Origin of the sequence: Streptomyces sp. NPDC059649 (assembly GCF_042734445.1) — a bacterium.
Taxonomy (GTDB): Bacteria; Actinomycetota; Actinomycetes; order Streptomycetales; family Streptomycetaceae; genus Streptomyces.
In genome coordinates this window covers 307,152-326,983 of record NZ_JBHWDV010000003.1, presented here as the reverse complement: position 1 = coordinate 326,983, position 19,832 = coordinate 307,152, and the positions used below count along the sequence as shown (strand labels likewise).

Sequence of the window (19,832 nt, the reverse complement as noted above, 5' to 3'; positions counted from 1 at the left end):
CGGAGAGGGCTGGAGAAGCTTATGGAAGAGCCGCGTCGCCTCGGCGGCCGGTACGAGCTGGGCTCGGTGCTCGGCCGCGGTGGCATGGCCGAGGTGTACCTCGCCCATGACACCCGCCTGGGCCGCACCGTGGCTGTGAAGACGCTGCGGGTGGACCTCGCCCGTGACCCGTCCTTCCAGGCCCGGTTCCGCCGTGAGGCCCAGTCGGCCGCCTCGCTGAACCATCCGTCGATCGTCGCGGTCTACGACACCGGCGAGGACTACGTCGACGGTGTCTCGATCCCGTACATCGTCATGGAGTACGTCGACGGATCGACGCTGCGTGAGCTGCTGCACTCCGGAAGAAAGCTGCTGCCCGAGCGCTCGCTGGAGATGACCATCGGGGTCCTCCAGGCGCTGGAGTACTCCCACCGGGCCGGGATCGTCCACCGCGACATCAAGCCGGCCAACGTCATGCTGACGCGCACCGGCCAGGTCAAGGTCATGGACTTCGGCATCGCCCGCGCGATGGGTGACGCCGGTATGACGATGACGCAGACCGCCGCGGTCATCGGCACCGCGCAGTACCTCTCGCCGGAGCAGGCCAAGGGCGAGCAGGTCGACGCCCGCTCCGACCTGTACTCCACCGGCTGTCTGCTGTACGAGCTGCTGACCGTGCGGCCGCCGTTCGTCGGTGACTCGCCGGTCGCGGTGGCGTACCAGCACGTCCGCGAGGAGCCGCAGAAGCCGAGCAACTTCGACCCCGAGATCACGCAGGAGATGGACGCGATCGTCCTGAAGGCGCTGGTCAAGGACCCGGACTACCGCTACCAGTCGGCGGACGAGATGCGCGCCGACATCGAGGCGGCGCTGGAGGGCCAGCCGGTCGCGGCAACCTCGGCGATGGGCGCGGTCGGCTACGACCAGGACCAGCCCACGACGATGCTGCGGGCGCAGGACCCGGCGGGCCAGACCACGATGCTCCCGCCGATGAACCCGGACGACGGCGGCTACGGCTACGACGAGCGGTCCGACCGGCGCCGCGGTGGCGGCCAGAAGAAGAGCAACGTCTCGACGATCCTGCTGGTCCTCGCGGCGGTGCTGGTCCTGGTCGGGGCGATCTTCATCGGCAAGGCGATGTTCAGCGGCGGCAAGCAGGACGGCAAGTTCGCCGCCCCGAACCTCGTCGGCAGGACGCTGAAGGAAGCCAAGCAGTCCGGGGTGAACAGCTCCTTCAAGGTCGAATCGGCCGGCCGCAAACCCTGCACCAACGTCAAGAAGAACCAGGTCACCTCCCAGCAGCCGGAGGCCGGCGCCCAGATCGCGAAGAACGACACGATCACGGTGACGATCTGCGCCGGCGCGGCCAAGGTGCCGGTCCCCGACGTCAAGAGCCTGTCGTTCGAGGAAGCCGAGAGGGAGCTCAACAACAAGGGCTTCACGAACGTCAAGCGGGTCGACGAGGAGTCCGACCGTTCGCCGGGCACCGTCATCCGCCAGGACCCTGAGGGGCAGAGCAAGGCGACCAAGGACACCGAGATCACCCTCACCGTCGCCAAGGAGGTCCAGAAGACCAGCGTCCCGGACGTCAAGGGCCAGGACGCGGCGGCGGCCGAGAAGCAGCTGACGGACCTGGGCTTCAAGGTCACCAAGACCGAGCAGGAGACCCCCGATCCCAACCAGGTCGGCAAGGTGTTGGACCAGAGCCCGCAGGGCGGTACCCCGGCCAAGAACGGCTCCACGGTCAACCTGACGGTCGGCAAGGCGGCCGCGCAGACGCCGGTGCCGGAGGTGCGGAGCCAGAAGCTGAAGGACGCGAAGAAGGCGCTGGCGCAGGCCGGCTTCACCAACGTCCAGGTCAACGGATCGCAGGACGACAACGCGCTGGTGATCAACCAGGACCCCGCGGGCAACACCCCGTCCGACCCGAAGTCGACCACCGTGACGCTGACCACCGTCGGTGGTGGCGGTGACAACGGCGGTAACAACGGCGGTAACAACGGTGGCGGCGGGATCTTCGGCGGACCGTTCGGCGGCTGACAGTCGGCACAGCCTCATGACGAAGCCCCGGCAGCCCTTGGAGGGCGGCCGGGGCTTCGTCGTTGCCGGGCGGGCGGCACGGGCCCGTGGCGGGCCCGGTGCGGCTAGCGCAGTTCCTTCGGCGGTGTGCGGTCCGCGTCGACCTTTTCCGTGCGCTCCAGCTCGCCCCAGACGATGTAGCGGTAGGTCGAGGTGTAGACGGGGGTGCAGGTCGTGAGGGTGATGTAGCGGCCGGGCTTGCGCTTGCCGGACTCCTTGGGGACCTTGTTGAGGACGTCGACGTTGTACTTCGAGGTCTCGGGCAGGACCGCGAAGACCTTGTAGACGAACCAGGTGTCCTTGGTCTCGAAGACGATCGGGTCGCCGTCCTTGAGCTTGTCGATGTTGTGGAACTTCGCGCCGTGGCCGTCGCGGTGCGCGGCGAGGGTGAAGTTGCCCTTCTTGTCCTGCGGCAGCCCCGACTTGACCGGCTTCGTGTAGTAGCCGGCCACCCCCTCGTTGAGGACCCCGGTGCTGGTGCCCTTCTTGACCAGCACCTCGCCGTTGTCCATCGCCGGGACGTGCAGGAAGCCGATGCCGTCCTTGGTGTCCAGCGCCCCGGGCCCCTTGGGGCCGCTGCTGGCCCAGTGCCGGCGCACCTGGTCGCTCTGCTGGTGCGCCTCGCGGTCGGCGAGGACGTTGGTCCACCACAGCGAGTACGCGACGAACAGGCCCAGGATCAGACCGGCGGTGATCAGCAGTTCACCGATGACGCTGACGACGGATGCGAGGATCCGGCGCACCCGGCGCGGTGGCGAGGGCGGCGGCGCGGACCGGTCGCTCTCTTCGTCGGTTCCGGTTGCAGTCACCGCGTAGCACCCCTCTTGTTTTTTAGCCGCCGAGCGCTTCCGGTTTGCCCTTGCTCCGCGGCCGCTCGTCGACCATCTTGCCCCAGACGATCAACCGAAAGGTACTGGTGAATTCCGGGGTGCAGGTCGTCAGGGTGATGTAGCGGCCGGGCTTGGTGAAGCCCGAGCCGGGCGGGACCGGCCCGATCACGCTGGTGTTGCTGGGCGACGTCTGCGGAAGCACGCTCTCCATCTCGTACGTGTAGTACGCGGCCTTCGTCTCGACGACGATCTTGTCGCCCTTGACGAGCCGGTTGATGTAGCGGAACGGCTCACCATGGGTGTTGCGGTGCGCCGCGACCGCGAAGTTGCCCTTCTTGTCCCAGGGCATCGCGGTCTTGATCCCGCTGCTCTTGTCGTAGTGGCCGATCATGCCGTGGTCCAGCACGGAGTGCTTATCGGTGCCCTCCGCTATCGGCGCCTTCATGTCGAGCTTGGGGATGTACATGATCCCGAAGCGCTCGCCGACGGCGAGGTTCTTCTTCTCGGCGCCGCCCTTGTCCCACTCGTGCTGGAGGTTGGTGGCGGCCCCGCCGGCTTCTTCCTCGGCCATCACGTTCGTCCACCACAGCTGGTAGGTGACGAACAGCAGCATCAGCACGCCGAGGGTGATGAACACCTCGCCCAGCGCACGGCTGGCGATCAGGCTGGGGCTGTCCTTCGCGGCGCGGGCGGCCCGGCGGGCCTCGACGCGGGAGAGGGGGGCCCGGGCCGGTTCGGAGGCCGAGGCAGCACCGGCAGGGGTGGCGGCAGCGCCACTGTGGCGGCCGCGCCGGCCACCTTTCCTGGCGGCCTCCTGAGCGGCCTTACGGCGGGCCGCGCGGCCGCCGGGCGCGGGCGTCTCCGCCGCACGGGAGGCCGAGGCCGTGGTTTCACGTGAAACACCGGCTCCTGTTTCACGTGAAACGGCGTCGGTTTCACGTGAAACGGCGTTCCGGTCGGGCGGCCCGGCCTTTTCCGCCTGGCGCAGTGCCATGGTCTCGTCGTCCCGCCGCGGTGTCGGGGCGGGCACCGGCGCGGCGGGAGTGGCGGGGGCGGCCGGGGCAGGCCCCACCGGGGGCGTCGCTGCGGCGTACGGGCCGGGTATCGGCTCGGGCGCGGCCGGGGCGGGGCCGCCGGAGCGGGTGCGGGGGCCGTACGCCTGGCCGTAGGCGGCGGGGTCCGGGCCGGAGGGCCGCTGTGCCCCGGGATCGGGCCGGGGCGGGGTCGGCGGCTGCGGCTCCTGGTGAGGGCGGAACCAGGGCGAGGACGGCCCCTCGTCGGCCGGTGGGGCCGCGTGGCGCCGCCGGCGGCCGGTGCCGGGCGGCGGCGCGTCCTGGCCCGGCAGGGGGTCGTTCAGCGGGTCGTTGAGCCGACCCACCGCCGCCTCGAACGCATCGGGCTGTCCGAGCGGGTCCGGGGTCCCGTACGGCTCCTGCGGCGCGGACGGCTGTTCCGGCTCGTACGGCTCGTAGGACCTCCCTTCACGCTCGGGGCGTAGGGCGGTCACGCGCCGGCCTTGCCGACCACCGGGGCGAGCCCCGTCGAGCGCTCCACTGCTCCTGCGTCGCCGCATTCGACGAGCCAGTTGGCCAGCATCCGGTGGCCCCACTCCGTCAGCACCGACTCGGGGTGGAACTGCACGCCCTCGACCGGGAGTTGACGGTGCCGCAGGCCCATGATGATGCCGTCATGGGTGCGGGCCGTGACCTCCAGCGCGTCCGGGACGGTGGCGGGTTCGGCGGCCAGCGAGTGGTAGCGGGTCGCGGTGAACGGCGAGGGCAGTCCGGCGAAGACGCCCTTGCCGCCGTGCTCGACGAGCGAGGTCTTGCCGTGCAGCAGCTCGGGCGCCCGGTCCACCACCCCGCCGTAGGCCACCGCCATCGACTGCATGCCCAGGCAGACCCCGAAGACCGGGACGCCGGTGTCCGCGCAGTGCCGGACCATGTCCACGCAGACGCCGGCCTGCTCGGGCGTCCCGGGGCCCGGCGAGAGCAGTACGCCGTCGAAGCCGTCCTGGGCGTGCCGGGGCGCGACCTCGTCGTTGCGCAGCACCTCACACTCGGCACCGAGCTGGTAGAGGTACTGGACGAGGTTGAAGACGAAGCTGTCGTAGTTGTCGACGACGAGAATCCGTGCGGTCATCAGAGGGCAGCCATCCCTTCGTCGACAGTGACGTCATTGAAGGGCAGCAGCGGCTCCGCCCACGGAAAGACGTACTGGAAGAGCACGAAGACGACCGCCAGTACGAGCACCATGGAAATCAGCGCCTTCACCCATGTGTTGCCCGGCAGATGCCGCCAGATCCAGCCGTACATGCTGTCGCTGTCCCCTTGCCGATGCCGATGACGATGTCGATTGCGACACCAGAGTAAGGGGCGAGGGCGGGGGCGGGTGGGTCAGCCGGTCAAAGCCGACGGCCTTCCCTGGGCGACGGGTTGGGTGGAGTCCAGGTGGGCCCAGGCGATCAGCCGGTGGCTGTGACCCCACTCCGGTTCGCAGGTGGTCAGCGTGAGGTAGCGGCCCGGGCCGTTGAAGCCGGACTTCCGCGGCACCGGGTCGATCACGCCGATGTCGCCCGGCAGCGTCGTGTAGGGGCGGTTGTCGATGCGGTAGGTGAACCAGGTCGTACCGTCCGTCAGGACCACGGCGTCCCCGGGCCGCAGCTCGGGGAACTCCTTGAACGGGTCGCCGTACGTGCGGCGGTGGCCGGCCACCGCGAAGTTGCCGAGGTCGCCGAGGCGCGCGGTGCGGGCGTAGTGGCCGAGGCCGCGCTGGAGGGTGCCGGTCGCGGTGCCTTCCAGGACGGGCTTGGCCCAGTCGGCGCCGAAGCGCGGGACGTACATCACGGCGAAGGAGTCGCCCGGCCGGTAGCGGCGGGGGCGTGGGGGCGGGGTGGGGCGCTCGCCGGACGGCGGGGTGGGGCGCTCGCCGGACGGCGGTGTGCCGTCGGGTGCGGCCGCGGCTCCCGCCGACCACTGGTCGTGGAGTTTGCCGATCTCGCCGTCCATGGCGCTGTCGGCCCGGACGCCGGTCCAGAAGAGCAGGTAGACCACGAAGAGGACGATCAGTGCGCCGGCGGTGAGGCAGATCTCGCTGAGCGTCCGTACGATCCATCGCGCCGCCGTCCGGCTCCGCAGCGTCATCCGGCCCGCCCCTCCCGCCGGCCCGCGGCGCGGGTTACGGCTTCCCAGGCTTTGCGTAGTGGAGATCCACTGTGCCGGAGTAGCCGGGCAGAGTCACCGCCTCGCGCTGGTCGACTTTCCAGCCCAGGCCGTAGGCGTTGACGTACTGCAGGTAGTTCTGGATGGCGGGGGAGGCGGTCAGCGCGTTGTTGAGCGCCTCACGGTCGCCGACCGCGGTGATCTTGTACGGCGGGGAGTAGACCCGGCCCTGGAGGATCAGGGTGTTGCCGACGCAGCGGACCGCGCTGGTGGAGATCAGCCGCTGGTCCATGACCTTGATGCCCTTGGCGCCGCCGTGCCACAGGGCGTTGACCACGGCCTGGAGGTCCTGCTGGTGGATGACCAGGTCGTTGGGCTGTGGCTCGGGGACGCCGGGGATCTTGGCGGTGGCGTTCGGCGGGGCGTCCATGAGCGTGACGGTCACGCCCTGGCCGGACACCGGCTTGGTGCCGGCGTTCTTCTCCAGCGCCCGGAGCTTGGCGTCCTCGGCCTTGGAGCTGCCGTTGTCGCGCCGGGCGAGGGCGTCGACCTCCTCGCGCAGCGTGGCATTGCGTTCGTCCTGGACGCCGTTCTTGTGGCTGCGTTCCTGGATGAGGTCGGAGAGCCGCAACATGGAGTCGTCGGAGCGCAGGTTGGTGCCCCGTGCGGTGTCGAAGCTCAGCCAGAACAGCAGCCCGGCGAGGGCGAAGACCACGAGCGTCAGCAGCCGGACGGGCCGCAGACGGGCACGGCGGGGAAGCCCGGAGGGGTCGGCGGGATTGCTCAACGTACCCTTACTCCTTACGACGCCGCGGAAGCACTACGCTAACGGACGCCCGGGAAAGGAATCCGAGTCCCCACCGCGTCCGCGCCCGGCGCACACCGCAGCGCATCGACAGGAGAGTTCCTCGTGCCGAAGTCACGGATCCGCAAGAAGGACGATTTCACGCCGCCGCCGGCGAAGACCACCAACCTGAAGATGAATTCCGGTCGGGGTTGGGTGGCGCCGCTGATGCTGGCGATGTTCCTGATCGGTCTGGTGTGGATTGTGCTGTTCTATGTGTCCGAGGGCGATCTGCCGATCGCGGCCATGGGCAACTGGAACATCGTCTGCGGCTTCGGCTTCATCGCGGTGGGCTTCGGCGTATCCACGCAGTGGAAGTAGCGCAAGCCTTGCCCAAGGCCATCCACACGGTTATCCACAGCCGGGGAAAACTTCAGAAGATCTGTGGATAACCCTCCGGCGGTTGACGCCGGTGTGATCGGCCGGGCCCTGGTGCCCGGCCGCTCGATCCCCGCGCCTTCCTGCGGAAACGCAGGTCAGAGCGGTCCGGAACGAGAGTTCCGCACAGCTCGCACAAGATCGGCCACGCACTGTGGACAACGTGCCGGGACGGCCCCTCAGCCCACCAGCTGGAGGGTCCGTACCCACACCACCGCGGCGATCGCCAGCACCGCCACCGCACACGTCGCCACATGCACCGCGTTCCGGCGGTCACGCGGTGCGTGCACCATCCCGAACGCCACCGCGGCGCCCACGACCAGCCCGCCGACGTGTGCCTGCCAGGCGATGTGCGGCCACAGGAACGTGAAGCCCAGGTTGAGGGCGAGCAGGATCAGTACCGGCTTCATGTCGTAGTTCAGCCGGCGCATCAGCACCGCGGTCGCGCCCAGCAGCCCGAAGATCGCGCCGGACGCACCCAGCGAGGGCTGGTTCTGGGCCGCGAGGAGGTACGACAGCGCGCTGCCGCCCAGGCCGGAGAGCAGGTACAGCGCGGTGAACCGCAGCCGGCCGAGCGCCGCCTCCAGCGGCGGGCCCAGCCACCACAGCGAGAGCATGTTGAACGCGATGTGCGCGACCTGCTGGTGCAGGAACATCGCGGTCAGCAGGCGGTACCACTCGCCCTCGGCGACCCCGACGAGCTGGTAGCGGGCCGGGTCGAAGGCCAGGCCCAGCAGGTCCAGCCGGTCGACCAGCCCGCCGCCGGCCGCCAGCGCGGCCAGGAACACCGCGACGTTCAGACCCAGCAGGATCTTGGTGACCAGCCGCGGGTCGGCCGCGACCGTGCCGCCCGCGATCGTGCGCGGGGCGGTCGCCCGCGGGGAATGGCCGGTGCCGCTGCCGCCGCGTACGCAGTCCGGGCACTGGAAGCCGACCGAGGCGCTGACCATGCACTCGGGGCAGATCGGGCGGTCGCACCGGGTGCAGCGGATGCCGCTGGGACGATCCGGATGGCGGTAGCAGCCGGGCAGGCCGTCGTGGCCCCGCGCGTCCTGCGGCTCCTGCGGGCTGCCTGGCACCTGGTCCATCGTCCCCTCGTCCTCTTCCAACGTCCGCCGGGCGGCAGCGAAACACGGAAATCGAAACACACCGCCCCTCCCGCCCGCCGCCCGACCACCACCCCTGAACGAGCTGCGCGCCCCGCCTTGTCTACGTCCAGGCGGGGCGCAATGGTTCCCGGGCCGCGCCGGGGCGTATCACGGGTCAGCGGGTCTCGATGACCACCGACTCGATCACCACGTCCTTGACCGGACGGTCGGTGCGCGGGTTGGTCTGGGTGGTGGCGATGGCGTCCACGACCTTCTTGCTCGCGTCGTTGCTGACCTCACCGAAGATGGTGTGCTTGCCGGTCAGCCAGGCGGTCGGGGAGACCGTGACGAAGAACTGGGAGCCGTTGGTGCCCGGGCCGGCGTTGGCCATGGCGAGCAGGTACGGCTTGTCGAAGGCCAGGTCGGGGTGGAACTCGTCGGCGAACTCGTAGCCCGGACCGCCGGTCCCGTTGCCCAGCGGGTCCCCGCCCTGGATCATGAAGCCGCTGATCACCCGGTGGAACACGGTGCCGTTGTACAGCGGAGCGGTGGTCTTCTCCCCGGTCTCCGGGTTGGTCCACTCCCGCTCACCCTTGGCGAGCTCGACGAAGTTCTTCACCGTCTTGGGTGCGTGGTTCGGCAGAAGCCGAATCTCGATGTCGCCCTGGTTCGTCTTCAGGGTGGCGTAGAGCTGCTCAGCCACGATCAACCTTCCATGAGTCTTTGCTGACGGGCCCCCGATCCTCGCACGAAGTGCCCCTTCCGGCGTCGGACCACCACCTCTTGCCGGACTTCGCACTGATTTCGGGCGCGGTCGGCGGCAAAGCGTGGCATCGTCGTCCACAGAGCACGGAAGTGTCCGGTATTGACCCGTATGCCTGCTTGCACATGCCGGATGACGCGGCAACGGGCATGATCTTGCAACGGGTGGACAGGCGACATAGCAGACAAGGGGAACCGAACCCCTGAGCCCCCGGACACGCCACCGAGGAGGAGGAACCCGTGACCCGCAAGGACAGCGTGCGCACCGCGACCCATACGGCCAAGGACAGCGTGCGGCACGCCGCGGAGGCGGTGGCTCCGTATGCCGGTACGGCCAAGGACGCCGCCGTGCACTATGCGCACGAGGCCCGTACGCGCATGGCCCCCAAGGTGGCCGAGGCCGCCCATCAGGCCCGTGTGCAGTACGACGCCCATCTGCACCCGCGTATCGAGCACGCCCGCGGCGCCCTGCCGCCGAAGGTGGACGCGGCGGCCAACCGGGCGGCGCGCCGGACCCGCAAGGCGGCCCGCCAGGCTGCCGAGTACACCGCACCCCGGCTGGAGCACGCCGTGAGCAGTGCCCGCGCAGCGGCCGATCCGGTACGCGAGGAAGCCGTGGCCCGCGGTACCGCCGCACTCGCCGCGCTGCGCGGCCAGGTGACCGCCAAGGAGATCGCCAAGCTCCAGAAGAAGCACAGCCGCCGCGCCCGGCGGGGCAAGACCGTCAAGCGCTTCGCCGTGCTGGGCGTCCTGGCCGCCGGTGCGGTCGTCGCCTGGAAGTGGTGGGACAAGCAGGCCAACCCGGACTGGCTGGTCGAGCCGCCGGCCCCCACCGAGGTCGGCGAACGCGGCCGGCTGAGCGCGGTCGACGGCAGCGAGGGTGCCGCGCTCGATCCCGAGGTCCAGGCCAAGCAGGAAGAGGCCGATGAGCGCGGCGGTGGCAGCACGGCCTGACGCCGGACCGCCCGCAGCGCACCGGGCCGCGTCCCCACCCCTTTCGCGGGGCGGCGGGCGCGGCCCGTTCCCTTGCCGGGCCGCGCCGGCCCCGCGCGCGACCGCGGTGATGGCCCGTCAGTCCGCAGGGCTGCAAAAAGCCCTTCTGACCAGCGGTGACGCCGACCGGAAGGGCTTGGGGAGTGGAGCCTAGGGGAGTCGAACCCCTGACATCTGCCATGCAAAGACAGCGCTCTACCAACTGAGCTAAGGCCCCTTCGCGCACCAGGGTACCCGGTGTCCGGGCGCTTTCCCGACCGGGTATCGCCGCACACCGTCGCTCTCCGTAGGATGCTTCGCGAGATTCGCGGCAGCGAAGCGATCGGGGAGACAGGGGAGACGGTATGGACGCAGCACAGCAGGAAGCCAGCGCGCGGGCCCGGGAGCTGCAGCGCAGTTGGTACGGGGAGCCTCTGGGCGCGCTGTTCCGCCGACTCATCGACGACCTCGGTCTCAACCAGGCCCGGCTCGCCGCTGTACTCGGGCTCTCGGCCCCGATGCTCTCCCAGCTGATGAGCGGGCAGCGGGCGAAGATAGGCAACCCGGCCGTCGTGCAGCGGGTCCAGGCGCTGCAGGAGCTGGCGGGCCTGGTGGCGGACGGCAGCGTCAGCGCCGCCGAGGCCACCGACCGCATGGAGGAGATCAAGAAGACGGCCGGCGGCTCGGTGCTCAACAACACCGCGCAGCAGACGTCGTCGACGGGGGCGACCACGGTCCGCCGGGTGGTCCGCGAGATCCAGTCGCTGCTGCGCTCCGTCTCCGACGCCGGGGACATCATCGATGCGGCGAACACCCTCGCCCCCACTCACCCCGAACTGGCAGAGTTCCTCCGGGTCTACGGTGCCGGTCGCACCGCGGACGCGGTCGCCCATTACGAGGCGCACCAGGGTTAGCCACAGGGGACTTCGCGGGTCCAGGAAGCGGACGGGGCGCAATGGGTGAGATCTTCGCCGGCCGGTACGAGCTGATCGACCCGATCGGGCGCGGCGGGGTGGGCGCGGTCTGGCGCGCCTGGGACCACCGGCGGCGGCGCTATGTTGCGGCGAAGGTGCTCCAGCAGAGCGACGCGCACACACTGCTGCGCTTCGTCCGCGAACAGGCCATGCGGATCGACCATCCGCATGTGCTGGCCCCGGCGAGCTGGGCGGCGGACGACGACAAGGTGCTGTTCACCATGGATTTGGTGAGCGGCGGCTCGCTGGCCCATCTGACCGGCGATTACGGTCCCCTGCCGGCACGGTTCGTGTGCACGCTGCTGGACCAGCTGCTGGCCGGGCTGACCGCGGTGCACGCGGAGGGCGTGGTGCACCGCGACATCAAGCCGGCGAACATCCTGCTGGAGGCCACCGGCACCGGCCGCCCGCATCTGCGGCTGTCGGACTTCGGTATAGCGATGCGCAAGGGCGAGCCGCGGCTCACCGAGGCCAACTACGTGGTGGGCACGCCCGGTTACTTCGCACCGGAGCAGCTGCTGGGCGCCGAACCGGACTTCCCCGGCGACCTGTTCGCGGTCGGGCTGGTCGCCCTCACCCTCCTCACCGGCGTCAAACCGGATACCGAGGCGCTGATCGGGCACTTCGTCGACGGCATCCCGGACGCGCCCGAGGGCGTGCCGGAGCCGCTGTGGCAGGTGCTGGCGTCCCTGGTGCACCCGAACCCGGACGCCCGGTTCAAGACGGCCACGGGTGCGCGCAAGGCGATCCTGTCGGTGGTCGAGCTGCTGCCGGAGTCCACGGTCGAGGACGAGATCGTCGAGGTCTTCGACCACATCGGCCCGCTGCCGGCCGGGTTCGGGCCGGACGGACCGCTGCTGACCGCCGGGTCGGAGGAGTCCGCGCCGGCCGACGGACCCCCCACGGCCGGTACCGGGACGACCGGGCACCGCCTGACCGACATCGGGACGTCCGGGCAGGGCCCCTTCACCGACACCGGGACGTCCGGGCGAGCTCCCCTCACCGGCACCGACAGCTTCCCGCTCGCCCCGCCGGAACCGCGCACCCCGCCGGAGCCGACCACCCCGCCGACGCCCGCTCCCCTGCCCCAGCCCCTCCCCGCGCCGCCCCCGCCGCCTCCGGTGCCGGCGTACGAACCGACCGCCGCGGTCCGCCCCGAGGCGGCCGCCACCCGTCCCTACACGGCGGGCCCCCACCTGGTCCCCGGGCAGCAGCCGGCCGGTATGCCGGTCGCCGCGCCGGCCGTGGCGCCGCCCGTCCCGCACCGCGCGCCGGGACCGTCCCCGAAGGTCGCGGTCCCGGTGCTGATCGTGGCGCTGCTGTGCATCGCGGTCGGCGTCTGGGCGCTGCTCTCGGCCTGAGGCCCGCGCCCCGCCCGTCCGGCCGCCGCGGCCTACCAGCCTCCCGGGGGCCTGAACTGCTGGCCCTGCGGCGTCCGTTGGGTGGGCGGACGAGCCGCCGCGGACCGCCGGGCCGCCAGCATCCACGCCCCGAGCCCGGTCAGCAGCACCACGCCCGTGCCGATCCCGGCGTACCCGACCGTCATCAGGGTGCGGTCCGGTGCCGCGTCCTCCTGGGCGTTGCGGCCGTTCCGCGCCGCCTCCCGGTCGTCGGGCGTGACGGAGAAGTCCTGGGCGGGGGAGGCGTATTCGGGGCCGGGCTCGGGCTTCTGGCGGACGTCTACCCGGAGCGTGAGGTCGGCGCCCTTGCGGAAGTACGGTGCGGTGCGGGGGTTCAGGCTCACTGCCAGGTAGTACCAGCCGGCGAAGCGCATCGCGCTGACCGCGTCGGTCGGGTTGAAGCGGTTGCCGTAGTCGACGGGCGCGGTGTACTTCTTCGCGGCGGCCCCGTTGTCGTACGCGACGAAGCTGTCGTTGCCGACCGCGCCGCGGGCCGGGTTGTAGACGCTCAGCCCGAGGGCGTTGGCGAGGAAGCGGGTCTTGCCGGTGGTGGAGTTGGGCAGCTCCGCGCTGAGGTTGAGCCGCTGCCCCCAGTCCACCGGGACGCGGTAGAAGCGGGTCTCGCCCGGCTCGATGTGGTCCTTCCACACACCGCTGGCGAGCGATCCCGCGTCGTTGAAGCCGGTGCCGCCCTTGGCCCGGCGCTTGGTGGCGTCGGTACGCGGGGCGGGCGTGGCGGTGGACCAGGTGCCCGGCACGGGACGGGCGGGGGTGCTGCCCTTCAGCGGGGGCTCCTGCACGTAATCCAGCTCGACCGGCCAGGCGTCGGGCCCGGAGGTCTCGGATCCCTCCCGGGTGAGGACGACGAAGTACGGCCCGGGCTTCTGGCACTGCGTGCGGTCGCTGCCGATGCGGCGGGTGGCGTAGTCGGCGATCGGATAGGCCATTCCGCCGCCGTGGAAGGACGGGGTGGCATCCGTGCCGCAGGGCTGGCCACTGCTGTCCTGGACGCTGATGGTGAACTGGTCCTTGTAGTCCTCGATCTTGGTGCCGGGCCGGGGCGCGGCGACCGCCGAGAAGTAGGCGTTGGTCGTGGCGTCGAGGGTGACCGCGTAGTACTTCTGCTGGCCGCGCCGGATGGTGTCGGTGTGCAGCCCGGGCTTGAGCGCGGGGGCATCCGCCCTGCTGGCGGTGCCGTTGACCGCCGTGGCGTCGTCCGCCATCCGGTAGCCGGGCAGGGTCTCGGCCGAGGCCACGCCCACCGTCCCGGGCAGTGCGGCCACCGCGGCCAGCGCCGCCAGCGCGGCGACCGCCCGTCCGTCATGTTTCACGTGAAACACGGTCCGCCTCGCCGTGCGTCCGGTCACCACGAGCCACCCCTCATCGCTTCCGAATTCCCGCCGTCGGCCGCCGCCTTCCGGCGGGCCCGTACGTAGGCCAGTGCCAGACCGGCCAGCATCAGGACCCCCACCGCACCGACGGCCACGGCCACCACGCGTGCTGTGGACCATCCTCCACCGTCCTGTGACGCACCGTCCGTCCGGGCCCCGGGAGTTCGCCCGGAGACAGCACCGGTGACCGTGGCCGCGCCGGCCTCGGGGCCGGACTTCTCCTTGCCCAGCACACCGACCCGCAGCACCACCCCGATACGCGGATTCTCGGCGATCTCGGCGGCCTTGGCGCCCAGCGTCACGGCGAGGTAGAAGTCGCCCTTCTGGTGCACGGGAATGACGTTGGGGTGGCCCTCGTAGCGGTTGGTCCAGGCGACCGGGACCGTGCCCATCGCGAGCGCGGCCGGCCGCCCGTCGTACGGCACCAAGGGATCGAACTCACCGGTTCCGCTGCCGACCGGGGTGCGGAACGGCGTGTAGACCTGGGTGCCGCCGAAGGACGTGGTGCCGCTGTGCCCCCTGACCGTCGGCTCGTTGGCGAACTCCACGTCGTAACGCAGCTGCTGGCCCCAGCCGACCGGCACCTTGTACCAAAGGGTCTGCGCCGGAAGGATCCTGTCCCGCCAGACGCCCGGGCGCAGGGTGCGCGCGTCGTTGAAGCCGGTGCCGCCGGTGACGTTCCGGGGCGCGGTGGTGGGTAGGGTCGCGTCCTTGCCACCCGCGCCGTACTCGGGCTCCGACTGTGCGGGGGTGACGCCCTTCGTCAGCCGTGGTTCCACGTGAAACGTCAGCTCCATCGGCCAGCGCGCGGCGTCCGAGCCTTCGGCAGCCTTGCGCTCGACGACCAGCCAGTACCGGCCCGCCTTGTCGCAGGTCCCGGTGCCGGTCTGCGAGGGGACCCGGCTGACACCGGACGTCAGCGGTGTGGCGCCCTCCGACTGCCCGAACATCGCGGTGCTGGACTCACAGGCGCTGTCGGTGCCGTACGCGATCCGGGTGCCCAGGGTGTCGAGCAGGCCGACGGTGGCCCCGGACTGCGGCACCACGGTCGCCGAGAAGTCGACCGTCGACGCGGCGTCCAGATCGACCGCGTAGTAGCGCTCCTCGTTGGGCCCGATGGAGTCCAGGTACTGGCCGGGGGCGACGTGCGGGGCACCGCTCTTCGTCGCCGTGCCGCGGACCTGCTTCCCCTTGAACCGGTAGCCCTCCGCGGAGAGTTGACCGGCGCGCTGGAGCTGGCGGGCGAGCGCCCGGGCGTCCGGGGCGTCGTAATAGCGGCCGTTGCCGGCCTTGGCGATGCATTCCAGCTGTGCGCGGGCCTTGCCGGCCACCTGGAAGCCGATGGCGTCGATGTGCAGATCGACGCCGGACGCGGCGAGTTGGGCGGCGACCTTGCACGGCGGCGGTGCCTGGCAGTTGTCCTCGCCGTCGGAGATCAGCAGGATCGTCCGCTTGCCGACCGAGCCGCCGGCCGGCCGGGGAAGGTCATCGGCCGCCTTGCGCAGCGACAGCCCGATGGGGGTGTCGCCCTTCGGCCGGACGCCCGCGACGGCCCGCTTCAGCCCCGCCCGGTCGAGCGCGCCGACCGGCTGGACGAGCCGGGTGTCGTCGCAACCCTTGGCCTTGTCGGCGCCGTAGACCCGCAGACCGGTCGGATAGCCGTCGGGCAGGGCGTCCACGACGGTGCCCACGGCCTTACGGGCGGCGGCGATCCTGGTGCTTCCGGCGCCGTCGCTCCCGCCCATCGAGCCGGAGGAGTCGAGCACCATCACCATGCCGCTGCCCGCGGCGGCCGGCGCCGCCTTCGCTGTCCCCGCCGCGGTGGCCTGAAACGGTGTGGCCACGGCGGCCAGGGCCAGCACCAGGCCGCCGAGCAACGCCACCGCCCCTCTGCGTGGTCGGTGTGCCATGCCTTGATTCCCCCTGAGTCCTGCTGGTCACATCACAGACAGAAACTTTGCTTATGCAAGCTAATGGTGTGCTATAGCAAACTCAAGAGGATCACCGTCACAGTCCCGCAACGACAATCAGCCACACCGGCCCCCTCCCCGGCCCACCACCGCACACCGCCCCGCCCGCCCCCGGACATACGAAACCCCGACTGCCACCGGGCAATCGGGGTTCGTACGAACTTGCTGTACGTAGGTGGGTCTCAGACACCCGAACCTGCGGGCACGGAGTCGGTCGCCTCCGTCCACAGATCCTGCTCGGCGCGATCCGCCTGGATCTGGCGGTACACGAGGAGCCCGCCGATGGCGGCCAGTGCGACCAGGAGAAGCTTCTTCACCGCGCGACCTCGTCTTTCGTTGACGTAGGGGACCTATGTCGGCCGATGATACACACCGGCCGATACCGATCGGTTACCTAGCTCGCAGTCGGCAACACCTCGTTCGTGGGCGCCCGCCGCGAGCCAACTTCCGCACCGGAACAACGAATCGGCCCGGCGGGGAGTTCCCCGGCCGGGCCGATGGTGCAGTGCGGCTACCAGGACTTGAACCTGGGGCCTCTTCCTTATCAGGGAAGCGCTCTAACCGTCTGAGCTATAGCCGCGCGTTCGCTGCACCGAAAGATTAGCGCACTTCAGAGGCGTTCCCAAAATCGGTTCCGGAAGCCTCCCGGACGCCCTCCCGGCCGGCCCTCATTCGTCCTCGGCGAGGGTCAGCTCCACGCCCCCGACGAACCCGGCGGAGAGGTTGTAGATGAAGGCACCGAGGGTGGCCAGCGCGGTCGCCAGCACCACGTCGATCACCGCGATGATCCCGGTGAACAGCAGCACCCGCGGCAGCGACAGGAACGACTGCAGATCGAAGCCGCCGCCGTCACCGGAGCCGGTGGCCTCACTGATCGTCCCGCCGACCGTGGAGAAGACGCCCATCGCGTTCATGACCATCCACAGCACCGAGACGGCCACGACCGTGCAGATGCCCAGCGCGATGGAGAGCAGGAAGCTGACCTTCATCACCGACCAGGGATCGGCGCGCGCGACCCGCAGCCGGGCCTTGCGCGTCCGCGGGGCCGTGGCGGCGCCCGTACGGGGCTTGCGGACCGCCTGGGCGCCACCGCCCGCCCCACCGGCGGTGGCATACGCCTGGGGCGGCTGGTACGGCGCCTGTGGGCCCTCTGCGGCCCGCGCGGCCGGATCCTGCGGCCCGGGCTGCGGTTGTGGCTGTGGCTGGCGGGTGTCGCTCACGGGTCCCCTTTGGTGTGCGCCCTCGTGTCGGGGGCCGTCGGCAGAAACGGCGGAGCCACGGGCGCTGTCCTCCTGCGCGGGTCCCGACGGGGAGTCCTTCCTGACTCCCGGTCCACCCGCCGCAGCGCCCGTGGCTCCACTCATGACCTACTCCTCGTGCTACTCCGCCGCGGGCTCGGTCTCCTCTGCCGCCTCGGTCCCGGGCTCTTCCCCGTCGACCTCTTCGGCTTCCCGGCCGGCCTCGGCGTTCCGTGCGATACCCACGACGGCATCGCGCTTGCCCAGGTTGATCAGTTGGACGCCCATGGTGTCACGGCCGGTCTCCCGGACTTCGTTGACCCGCGTGCGGATCACGCCACCGCTGAGCGTGATGGCCAGGATCTCATCGGTCTCCTCGACGACCAGCGCGCCGACCAGCGAACCCCGGTCCTCGACGATCTTGGCGGCCTTGATGCCCAGACCGCCGCGGCCCTGGACGCGGTACTCGTCGACCGCGGTGCGCTTGGCGTAGCCGCCGTCCGTGGCCGTGAAGACGTAGGTGTTCGCGCGGACCACGTTCATCGAGAGCAGCTCGTCGCCCTCGCGGAAGCTCATGCCCTTCACACCGGAGGTCGCCCGGCCCATCGGCCGCAGCGCGTCGTCGGACGCGGTGAAGCGGATCGACTGGGCCTTCTTGCTGATCAGCAGCAGGTCGTCGGTCTCCGAGACCAGCTCGGCGCCGATCAGCTCGTCGTCCGAGCCGTCCGCCTGCTCGCGCAGGTTGATCGCGATGACACCACCGGACCGCGGCGAGTCGTAGTCCTTGAGCGGCGTCTTCTTCACCAGGCCGGCCTTCGTGGCGAGCACCAGATACGGCGTGGCCTCGTAGTCGCGGATCGCCAGGATCTGCGCGATCTGCTCGTCCGGCTGGAAGGCCAGCAGGTTGGCCACGTGCTGGCCGCGGGCGTCGCGCCCGGCGTCCGGCAGCTCGTAGGCCTTGGCGCGGTAGACCCGGCCCTTGTTGGTGAAGAACAGCAGCCAGTGGTGCGTGGTGGAGACGAAGAAGTGGTCGACGATGTCGTCTTCCTTGAGCTTCGTGCCCCGGACGCCCTTGCCGCCGCGCTTCTGCGAGCGGTAGTCGTCCGTCTTGGTGCGCTTCACATAGCCGCCACGGGTGATCGTGACGACGATGTCCTCCTCGGCGATCAGGTCCTCGATGGACATGTCGCCCTCGAAGGGCACCAGCTTGGAGCGCCGGTCGTCGCCGTACTTCTCGACGATGGCGGCGAGTTCCTCGCTGATGATCTGGCGCTGCCGCTCGGGGGAGGCCAGGATCTGGTTGTACTCGCTGATCTTGCGCTGCAGCTCGTCGTGCTCGGCGGTGATCTTCTGGCGCTCCAGGGCGGCCAGCCGGCGCAGCTGCATCTCCAGGATCGCGTTGGCCTGGATCTCGTCGATCTCCAGCAGGCCCATCAGGCCCTCGCGCGCGACGTCGACCGTGTCACTGCGCCGGATCAGCGCGATGACCTCGTCGATGGCGTCCAGGGCCTTGAGCAGACCGCGCAGGATGTGCGCCCGCTCCTCGGCCTTGCGCAGCCGGAACTTCGTCCGGCGGACGATGACCTCGACCTGGTGCGTGACCCAGTTGCGGATGAACGCGTCCAGGGAGAGCGTGCGCGGCACGCCGTCCACCAGGGCGAGCATGTTCGCACCGAAGTTGGTCTGCAGATCGGTGTGCTTGTAGAGGTTGTTGAGGACGACCTTGGCCACCGCGTCCCGCTTGAGGACGATCACCAGGCGCTGGCCGGTGCGCGAGGAGGTCTCGTCGCGGACGTCCGCGATGCCGCCGATCTTGCCGTCCTTCACCAGGTCGGCGATCTTCTGGGCGAGGTTGTCCGGGTTGACCTGGTAGGGCAGCTCGGTGACCACCAGGCACTGGCGGTTCTGGATCTCCTCGACCTCGACGACCGCGCGCATGGTGATCGAGCCGCGGCCGGTGCGGTAGGCCTCCTCGATGCCCTTGCGGCCCACCACCAGCGCGCCGGTGGGGAAGTCCGGGCCCTTGACCCGCTCGATCAGCGCGTCCAGCAGCTCCTCGTGGGAGGCCTCGGGGTGCTCCAGAGCCCACTGGGCACCGGCGGCGACCTCGCGGAGGTTGTGCGGCGGGATGTTCGTGGCCATACCGACCGCGATACCGGCCGAGCCGTTGATCAGCAGGTTGGGGAAGCGGGACGGCAGGACCGTCGGCTCCTGGTTGCGGCCGTCGTAGTTGTCCTGGAAGTCGACGGTCTCCTCGTCGATGTCCCGGAGCATCTCCATCGACAGCGGCGCCATCTTGCACTCGGTGTACCGCATGGCCGCGGCCGGGTCGTTACCCGGCGAGCCGAAGTTGCCGTTGGAGTCGACCAGCGGCATCCGCATCGACCACGGCTGCGCCAGACGCACCAGCGCGTCGTAGATCGACGTGTCGCCGTGCGGGTGGTACGTACCCATGACGTCGCCGACGACGCGGGCGCACTTGTAGAAGCCCTTCTCGGGGCGGTACCCGCCGTCGTACATCGCGTACAGGACGCGGCGGTGGACGGGCTTGAGGCCGTCCCGGACGTCCGGCAGCGCACGCGAGACGATGACGGACATCGCGTAGTCGAGGTAGGAGCGCTGCATCTCCGTCTCGAGCCCGACGGGCTCGACGCGCATCCCGACGCCTTCGATGGCGGCGGGCGCGCCCTCGGCGGTCACGCCGTCCGGGGTCACAGGGGGATTCTCGTCGGCCATGGTGGTTCAAAGTCCTTTCGAGCTGCGGCT

18 protein-coding genes and 2 tRNA genes are annotated in these 19,832 nt (G+C 70.5%); 5 read left to right on the top strand and 15 right to left on the bottom strand.

Annotated features, from left to right (window positions below):
• Window positions 1-21: 21 nt before the first annotated feature.
• Entirely contained in the window at window positions 22-2,019 is a 1,998-nt protein-coding gene (gene pknB / locus ACFV1J_RS07290; RefSeq protein WP_385856259.1) for a Stk1 family PASTA domain-containing Ser/Thr kinase, read from the top strand.
• 104 nt (window positions 2,020-2,123) lie between these two features.
• Here pknB and ACFV1J_RS07285 read toward each other — a convergent pair whose 3' ends face one another.
• The 6 genes from ACFV1J_RS07285 to ACFV1J_RS07260 form a co-directional block, all read right to left on the bottom strand.
• Window positions 2,124-2,867: a class E sortase gene (locus ACFV1J_RS07285; protein ID WP_385856258.1), complete on the bottom strand. Its 744-nt coding sequence runs from the start codon at window positions 2,865-2,867 to the stop codon at window positions 2,124-2,126.
• Window positions 2,868-2,889: 22 nt separating this feature from the next.
• Window positions 2,890-4,395, bottom strand: coding sequence for a class E sortase (locus ACFV1J_RS07280; protein ID WP_385856256.1), 1,506 nt, complete (start codon window positions 4,393-4,395; stop codon window positions 2,890-2,892).
• Window positions 4,392-5,030, bottom strand: a complete 639-nt coding sequence (locus ACFV1J_RS07275; RefSeq protein WP_030412299.1) for an aminodeoxychorismate/anthranilate synthase component II — start codon at window positions 5,028-5,030, stop codon at window positions 4,392-4,394. Before ACFV1J_RS07275 ends, ACFV1J_RS07280 begins: the two co-directional genes overlap by 4 nt.
• A complete protein-coding gene (locus ACFV1J_RS07270) occupies window positions 5,030-5,203 on the bottom strand; it encodes a hypothetical protein (RefSeq protein ID WP_261956716.1) in 174 nt (57 codons plus the stop codon). Before ACFV1J_RS07270 ends, ACFV1J_RS07275 begins: the two co-directional genes overlap by 1 nt.
• A gap of 81 nt (window positions 5,204-5,284) precedes the next feature.
• Window positions 5,285-6,031, bottom strand: coding sequence for a class E sortase (locus ACFV1J_RS07265; protein ID WP_385856255.1), 747 nt, complete (start codon window positions 6,029-6,031; stop codon window positions 5,285-5,287).
• 34 nt (window positions 6,032-6,065) lie between these two features.
• Window positions 6,066-6,836, bottom strand: coding sequence for a DUF881 domain-containing protein (locus tag ACFV1J_RS07260; protein WP_385856254.1), 771 nt, complete (start codon window positions 6,834-6,836; stop codon window positions 6,066-6,068).
• Between the two features lie 123 nt (window positions 6,837-6,959).
• Here ACFV1J_RS07260 and crgA point away from each other — a divergent pair, with 123 nt between their 5' ends.
• A complete protein-coding gene (gene crgA / locus ACFV1J_RS07255) occupies window positions 6,960-7,214 on the top strand; it encodes a cell division protein CrgA (RefSeq protein WP_128508778.1) in 255 nt (84 codons plus the stop codon).
• A gap of 236 nt (window positions 7,215-7,450) precedes the next feature.
• Here crgA and ACFV1J_RS07250 read toward each other — a convergent pair whose 3' ends face one another.
• Complete coding sequence (locus tag ACFV1J_RS07250; RefSeq protein WP_385856253.1) at window positions 7,451-8,359, bottom strand: rhomboid family intramembrane serine protease; 909 nt, start codon at window positions 8,357-8,359, stop codon at window positions 7,451-7,453.
• 175 nt (window positions 8,360-8,534) lie between these two features.
• Window positions 8,535-9,062, bottom strand: a complete 528-nt coding sequence (locus tag ACFV1J_RS07245; protein ID WP_385856252.1) for a peptidylprolyl isomerase — start codon at window positions 9,060-9,062, stop codon at window positions 8,535-8,537.
• 299 nt (window positions 9,063-9,361) lie between these two features.
• Here ACFV1J_RS07245 and ACFV1J_RS07240 point away from each other — a divergent pair, with 299 nt between their 5' ends.
• Window positions 9,362-10,075 carry a DUF5324 family protein gene (locus ACFV1J_RS07240; RefSeq protein WP_385856251.1) on the top strand — a complete coding sequence of 238 codons (714 nt, stop codon included), beginning with the start codon at window positions 9,362-9,364 and terminating at the stop codon, window positions 10,073-10,075.
• 183 nt (window positions 10,076-10,258) lie between these two features.
• On the opposite strand, the gene ACFV1J_RS07235 is transcribed toward ACFV1J_RS07240, so the two are convergent.
• Window positions 10,259-10,331: transfer RNA gene (locus tag ACFV1J_RS07235), tRNA-Ala, on the bottom strand.
• A gap of 127 nt (window positions 10,332-10,458) precedes the next feature.
• Here ACFV1J_RS07235 and ACFV1J_RS07230 point away from each other — a divergent pair.
• Entirely contained in the window at window positions 10,459-11,007 is a 549-nt protein-coding gene (locus ACFV1J_RS07230) for a helix-turn-helix domain-containing protein (RefSeq protein WP_385856250.1), read from the top strand.
• 41 nt (window positions 11,008-11,048) lie between these two features.
• A complete protein-coding gene (locus ACFV1J_RS07225) occupies window positions 11,049-12,428 on the top strand; it encodes a serine/threonine-protein kinase (protein ID WP_385856249.1) in 1,380 nt (459 codons plus the stop codon).
• Between the two features lie 32 nt (window positions 12,429-12,460).
• Here ACFV1J_RS07225 and ACFV1J_RS07220 read toward each other — a convergent pair whose 3' ends face one another.
• From ACFV1J_RS07220 to gyrA, 6 genes are all read right to left on the bottom strand, one after another.
• Window positions 12,461-13,798, bottom strand: a complete 1,338-nt coding sequence (locus tag ACFV1J_RS07220; RefSeq protein ID WP_385856248.1) for a hypothetical protein — start codon at window positions 13,796-13,798, stop codon at window positions 12,461-12,463.
• A gap of 32 nt (window positions 13,799-13,830) precedes the next feature.
• A complete protein-coding gene (locus ACFV1J_RS07215; protein WP_385856247.1) occupies window positions 13,831-15,768 on the bottom strand; it encodes a VWA domain-containing protein in 1,938 nt (645 codons plus the stop codon).
• 242 nt (window positions 15,769-16,010) lie between these two features.
• Window positions 16,011-16,145, bottom strand: coding sequence for a DLW-39 family protein (locus ACFV1J_RS07210; RefSeq protein ID WP_003958712.1), 135 nt, complete (start codon window positions 16,143-16,145; stop codon window positions 16,011-16,013).
• Between the two features lie 189 nt (window positions 16,146-16,334).
• Window positions 16,335-16,408, bottom strand: a tRNA-Ile gene (locus tag ACFV1J_RS07205).
• 88 nt (window positions 16,409-16,496) lie between these two features.
• On the bottom strand, window positions 16,497-17,192 hold the full coding sequence (locus tag ACFV1J_RS07200) for a DUF3566 domain-containing protein (RefSeq protein WP_385856246.1): 696 nt from the start codon (window positions 17,190-17,192) through the stop codon (window positions 16,497-16,499).
• Between the two features lie 15 nt (window positions 17,193-17,207).
• Window positions 17,208-19,802 (bottom strand): DNA gyrase subunit A, encoded by a 2,595-nt coding sequence (gene gyrA, locus ACFV1J_RS07195; RefSeq protein WP_385856245.1) that lies wholly within the window; start codon window positions 19,800-19,802, stop codon window positions 17,208-17,210.
• Between the last annotated feature and the right edge of the window lie 30 nt (window positions 19,803-19,832).